A 5,277-nucleotide genomic window follows, 5' to 3' on the forward strand; every position below is an offset into this window, starting at 1 on the left:
ATCATGGTGTGCCGGGTGCGGTCGGTCTCGGCGGCGGTGACGGCGCCCGCGGCGGCGGCGACCTCGATCGCGAGGTCCTCGGCCCGGTCGCGTTCGGCGGCGGCGCGCGAGGCGAGGGCGTGGGCGAGCCGGCGGGTACGGCGTTCGGCGGTGCGGTGGGACTCGCGGACGCTCTCGCGGGCGGCGGTGGCCTCGGTGATGCGCTCCAGGAGGTCCAGCGAGCCGGCGGTGAAGTCGCGTTCGGCGGTGAGCTCGGAGCGCAGGCCGAGCTTGGCGGCGAAGCCGTGGACGAGGTCGGCGAGGCCGTCGGTGTCCCGGGTGTCGGTGACGGCGCGCAGCAGCAGGTCGGTGAAGTCCTTGTCCTGCTTGACCGCGAACAGGCCGGCCGCCTCGCCCTCGTCGGCGTTCATCTCGCGCTGGTAGCGGAAGAGTTCGGGGTCGAGGCCGAGTTCGCCGAGGTGCTCGGTCCAGCGGTCGTGGCCGTCCTCGAAGACCAGGTCGAGGTGCGGGTGGGCCTTGCCGGCCTCGGTGAGGGCGTCGCGGAAGCCCTTCATGGTGCGGCGGCGGCCGCGGGCCTTCTGGTCGCCGGCCAGGCTGATCCGCTCGGCGACCGGGAGGGAGTCGAGGGTGAGACCGGGGCCGGGGCGGAAGGAGTACCAGGTCTCGGCGAACTTCCGCGGGTCGGAGGAGACCTGGCGGCCGCGCCACTCACTGACCTTGCCGACCACGATCGGCTCGCCGGTGACGGTGTGCTGCCACTCCAGGGCGACGTGGCCGCAGTCGTCGGCGAGCAGGAACTTGCGGAGCACGCCGGAGCTGGCGCCGCCGAGGGTGTTGCGGTGCCCGGGGAGCATGACCGAGAAGATCAGCTTGAGCAGGACGGACTTGCCGCCGCCGTTCTCCAGGAAGAGCACGCCGGCCGGGGCGGGGCGGCGGACCGGGCCGTCGGCCTCCTCGCCGAACAGGCCCGAACAGGCCGATCTGCTGGGGCGCCGGGTCGGCGACGGGCTCGCCGACGCCGCGCAGGTCGAGCACCGTGTCGGCGTAGCGGGCGCCGGCCGGTCCGATCGAGTAGAGGCGGACCCGGTTGAGCTCGTACATGTGCGGCGGTTCTCCAGGAGGCGGGTGGATGGGTCGGCTGGGGCGGTCCGGTGGGGGCCGGGACGGGGGGCTGGGGCGTGGGGGCTAGAGCGAGTGGAACGGCAGTCCGGCGTCGGCGACCAGGTCGTCCCCGGTGTCCGGGGGCAGCAGGGAGGCGCTGCCGTCGGACACCGGCACGATGCCGAGGTCCAGCAGTTCGGCCATGGCGGCGCCGCCGGCCAGGTCGCGGACCTGGAGCTGGTAGCGGGCGGTGGTGCGGTAGGTGCCGCCGGCGTCGTCGGAGACCTTCTGCAGGAAGCCCGAGTCGACCAGGAACAGCACGGCCTTGGCGACGATGCCGATGGTCGAGCCGGAGAGCCGGCGGGCGTCCTTGGTGGCGCCGGTGGCGGTGCGCCGGGCCCAGACCCGCCAGGCGGCCTCCAGGCCGGGGGCGTCGCTCTGCGGGTCGGTGTTGTCGCCGTCGGCGGCGGCCTGCTCCTCCAGGCGGCGGCAGGCCTGGCGGACGAAGGCGTCGACGCCGTTGACGGTGATCCGGCCGAGGTAGCCGTCGTCGGAGAGGTCCTCGGGGGGTCCTCGGGGCGGGGGAAGGCCATCGCGGCGACGGCCAGGTGGGCCAGGCCGTGGAGGAAGCGGTCGGTGGACTCGGAGGCGGCGCGGCGCGAGTAGTCGCCCATCCGGACGGCGAACACGGAGTCCTCGGCGGCGGCGACGGCCATGCCGGCGCGCGGGGAGACCTCCAGGACGACCAGGCCCATGCCGGTGGCGACGGCGTCGGCGAGGCGGGCGAACGGCGGGTCCTCGCGGTGGCGGCGGACGAGTTCGGCGTACTCGGTGTCGCGGGCGGGGAGCAGCTTGGCCTGGAGGCCGAAGGAGACCAGGCGGGCGGCGTCCGCGACGTCGGCCGGGGTGATCGGCGCGGGGGCGGCCGGTTCGGTCTCGGGCGCCCAGGACGTGTCGTGGTGGGTCGTCACGGGCGGTGCTCCTCGGGGGCGTTGCGGTGGTTCACGGGCGGGTGGTTCACGAGCGGGTCGTTCGGCGGTGCTTCACGGCGGGATGTGGGGGTGGCCGGCGGTCAGCCGGCGTCCTTGCGGTCGGCGGCCATCCCGGCCGCAGATGTGTATAAGAGACAGCTCCTCGCCCTGCCGGTAGGCGGTGCCGACGGGCGGGCTGGCCGCGTGCACGGCCAGCAGGGCGACCAGGTACGGGAGCTCCGGGTCCTGTCCGCGGGCCTCGGCGAGCAGTCCGGAGAGCCGGCGGGGCGCGTCGGCGGGCAGGTCGAGCAGGACGAGCGCAGCCTCCAGCTGGGCCTCGGAGAACCGGCTGTCGTCCGGGGTGGCGACCAGGTCCGGGTCGGGCAGCTCGGCGCCGAGGTGCTCGCGCTCGACGGGCGGGGTGAGCAGCAGGTCGACCAGGTCCGCGACGCGCACCGAGGCGGGGGTGCGCAGGCCGGTGCCGCGGGCGAAGAGCTATCGGCAGCCGGAGCACCGGGGCGAGCAGCTGGCCGTAGAGGTCGATGCCGCTGCGGGCGCCGGGGGTGGCGAAGGCCTGCCGGTCCTGCTCGGCGCGGAACAGCGGGCCCGCCTCCAGCAGCCTGGTCTGCAGCTGGGTGTGGCGGCGGATGCAGTCCTTGACGATGTCGACCAGCTCGGCGGCGCGGCGCTTGTGCTCCGGGTCCTCGGCCTCGTCGCGGGCCTTGCGGATGTTGGTGAGAATCGCGTTCTCGTGCCGGTAGCGGTCGGCGATGTGGTCGAGCGCCTCGTCGATGAGGTCCGGGATCGCCTGCATCCAGTCGACGGCGCGGACGTTGCGGCGGGTGGCCTCCAGGGCGCGGCGCAGCGTCTCGGCGTACTGGACGGTGCGGTAGCGGGCCTGCTCGGCGGCGAGCTGGGCGTCGGCCAGGCGGCCGCGCCGGATCAGCACCTCCAGCTTGACCTCGGCGGCGATCTGGGCGGAGGTGACGTCGGTGTCCAGCGCGCCGACCAGGACGTTGACCGCCTCGTCGGTGGTGCGCAGGTAGACGCCGCCGTCGGGGCCCGGGACCTCCTCGATCAGCTTGAAGTCGTAGTCGCGGCGGACGTACTCGCCATCGGCGCCGAAGGTGCCGTAGACGGCGCGGAAGCCCCGGTCGACACTGCCGACGTTGATCAGGGACTCCAGCACCCAGCGGCCGACCCGCTGGTGCTCGGCGACGGGGCGGCCGGGCGCCTGGGCGGCGACCCGGGGCAGCATCCGGGCCAGCACTATCTCCCGGTCGGCGCCGGTGTCGAAGTCCATGTTGAGGGTGACGAGGTCGATCGCGGCGAGCCCGACCTCGGCCATCGCGTAGCCGCCGTACTCCCCGGCCAGCATCACCTTGCGGCTGTCCAGGTCGTGCAGGGGCGCGGTGCAGGCCAGCGCCTTGAGCCGGCGCGCCAGGCCCTCGTCGGCGGCGGGGCCGGGCGCGGGCCGCGCGGCGGCGACGGCGGGCCCGGCGGGCGGCCGGGGGCCGTGCTCGGTGGGCTGGTCGGCGATGACGGTCACGGTGGACAAGAGTAGAGGCAGGCCCCGACATCGACCGAAACGGACCTTCCGGACAGGCCCGCGGACGGGGCCCCTCCGGGCCGTCCCCGATTAGAACTCGCTTTCGAGAAAAGCCTCCCGATGATCCCCGGGCTCGGCCATGATGCTTCGTATGATCACCAGACTGGTTCGAGGCGGCCTCGCCGCCGCACTGGCCGTGACCACGCTCACCGTCGCCACCGCCGCCGTCGCCACCGCCGCGCCCACCGCCGTCGCCACCGCTGCGAGCGGCCCGAACGTCACCGTGACACAGGCCGGCAACTACCCGATCTTCCCGGTCGACAACACCAGCTTCAGCGTGACCTGGAAGTCCACCGGCACCGCCGACGTCACCGGGGTGACCCGGCTGACCGTCGACCTGCCGCCCGGCCTCACCACCACCGGCGCACTGATGTACTCCACCCCTTACGACTACACCTTCACCCAGACCGTCTCCCCCGACGGCCGCCGGCTGGAGGCCGTGTTCACCGGCACCCGGGCGCCCGGGCGCAGCGACTTCATGAAGGTCCAGGTCAGCTCGCACGGCACCCGGCCGTCCGGGGTGATCACCGTCACGGCGGCCAACAAGGACGACGCCGACCCGTCCGACAACGTCTCCCGCCACCTGCTGGGCAGCGGGCTCCAGGCGCCGGTGACCCCGGCCGCGCCCGCCGTCACCGCGCTCGCGCCGAGCACCGGCCCGGCCGCCGGCGGCACCGCCGTGACGATCACCGGCACCGGTCTGACCAACGGCTTCGCCCTGTTCGGGAGCACCCCGGCGACCGGCAGCTGCACCGATACCGCGTGCGTGGTCACCGCCCCGGCCGGCTCGGGCACCGTCCCGGTCACCCTGGTCACCCCGGGCGGCTCCGCCGCGACGCCGACGGCCTTCAGCTACACGCCCTGACCCCGGCCCCGTCCGAGCGTCCACTCGGGCCCGGTACCCGCCCCGGGTACCGGGCCCGAGTGCGTCCGGCCACCTCCGGGGCACCCCCAACAGGTCAAGTTGAACACGTTCAATTCCTAGGTCTAGAGTCACTCCCGTGCAGGCGGGAGCAGCCCGACCTGCCTCCTCGGCATGGGGTGGACGCAGATGAACGACGCGACCGACATCGACCGGACGACCCTGCGACGAGTGCGGCGCCTGCTCCGGATCTTCGTGGTCTGCCTGGTCCTGAGCGGGCTGACGGCCTTCCCCCTGGAGAGCGAGACCCGCTGGCTCGCCGACCTGGCCGCCGGTCCCGGCGCCCCGGTGACCGATCACTTCCCCGCCCTGCTGGAGTGGATCCGCCGGGTCCGGGACGGCATCGCCGAGACCAACGACCGCTACCCCTTCCTCGCCTACGGCACCGACTGGCTCGCCTTCGCCCACCTGGTGATCGCGGCGGCGTTCGTGGGGCCGCTCAAGGACCCGGTGCGCAATGTCTGGGTGATCCGCTGGGCGGTGCTGGCCTGTGCCGGGATCATCCCGCTCGCACTGATCTGCGGGCCGCTCCGGGGCATCCCGCTGTACTGGCGCTTCATCGACATGTCGTTCGGAGTGGTGGGCGTCGTACCGCTGCTGATGGTGCTGCGGGCGCTGCGGCCGCTGGTCGAACGGGCCGAGTCGGCCGCGCGGGTGGCCCGGCTCCCCGAAGG

Annotated in this window: 2 protein-coding genes and 3 pseudogenes; 2 read left to right on the forward strand and 3 right to left on the reverse strand. The window is 74.1% G+C overall.

The features are described from left to right. From VR45_RS28500 to VR45_RS28510, 3 pseudogenes are all read right to left on the reverse strand, one after another. Positions 1-1,101, reverse strand: a pseudogene (locus VR45_RS28500) (hypothetical protein); the annotation flags it as partial. Between the two features lie 84 nt (positions 1,102-1,185). Further along, positions 1,186-2,072 (reverse strand): annotated as a pseudogene (locus tag VR45_RS28505) (hypothetical protein). 159 nt (positions 2,073-2,231) lie between these two features. After that, positions 2,232-3,516, reverse strand: a pseudogene (locus VR45_RS28510) (hypothetical protein); the annotation flags it as partial. A gap of 256 nt (positions 3,517-3,772) precedes the next feature. On the opposite strand from VR45_RS28510, the gene VR45_RS50190 reads away from it, so the two are divergent. Together VR45_RS50190 and VR45_RS28520 are read left to right on the forward strand one after the other, a co-directional pair. Next, a complete protein-coding gene (locus VR45_RS50190; protein WP_045942731.1) occupies positions 3,773-4,546 on the forward strand; it encodes an IPT/TIG domain-containing protein in 774 nt (257 codons plus the stop codon). Between the two features lie 186 nt (positions 4,547-4,732). After that, a partial coding sequence (locus VR45_RS28520) for a hypothetical protein (protein WP_045942732.1) occupies positions 4,733-5,277 on the forward strand: 545 nt, incomplete at its 3' end.

The sequence above is a fragment of the Streptomyces sp. NRRL S-495 genome (assembly GCF_000966955.1).
GTDB lineage: Bacteria > Actinomycetota > Actinomycetes > Streptomycetales > Streptomycetaceae > Kitasatospora > Kitasatospora purpeofusca.

What these genes read in the sequence shown, in the direction of transcription:
- VR45_RS50190 (WP_045942731.1), top strand. Translation starts at nt 3,773, where the DNA reads ATGATCACCAGACTGGTTCGAGGCGGCCTCGCCGCCGCACTGGCCGTG.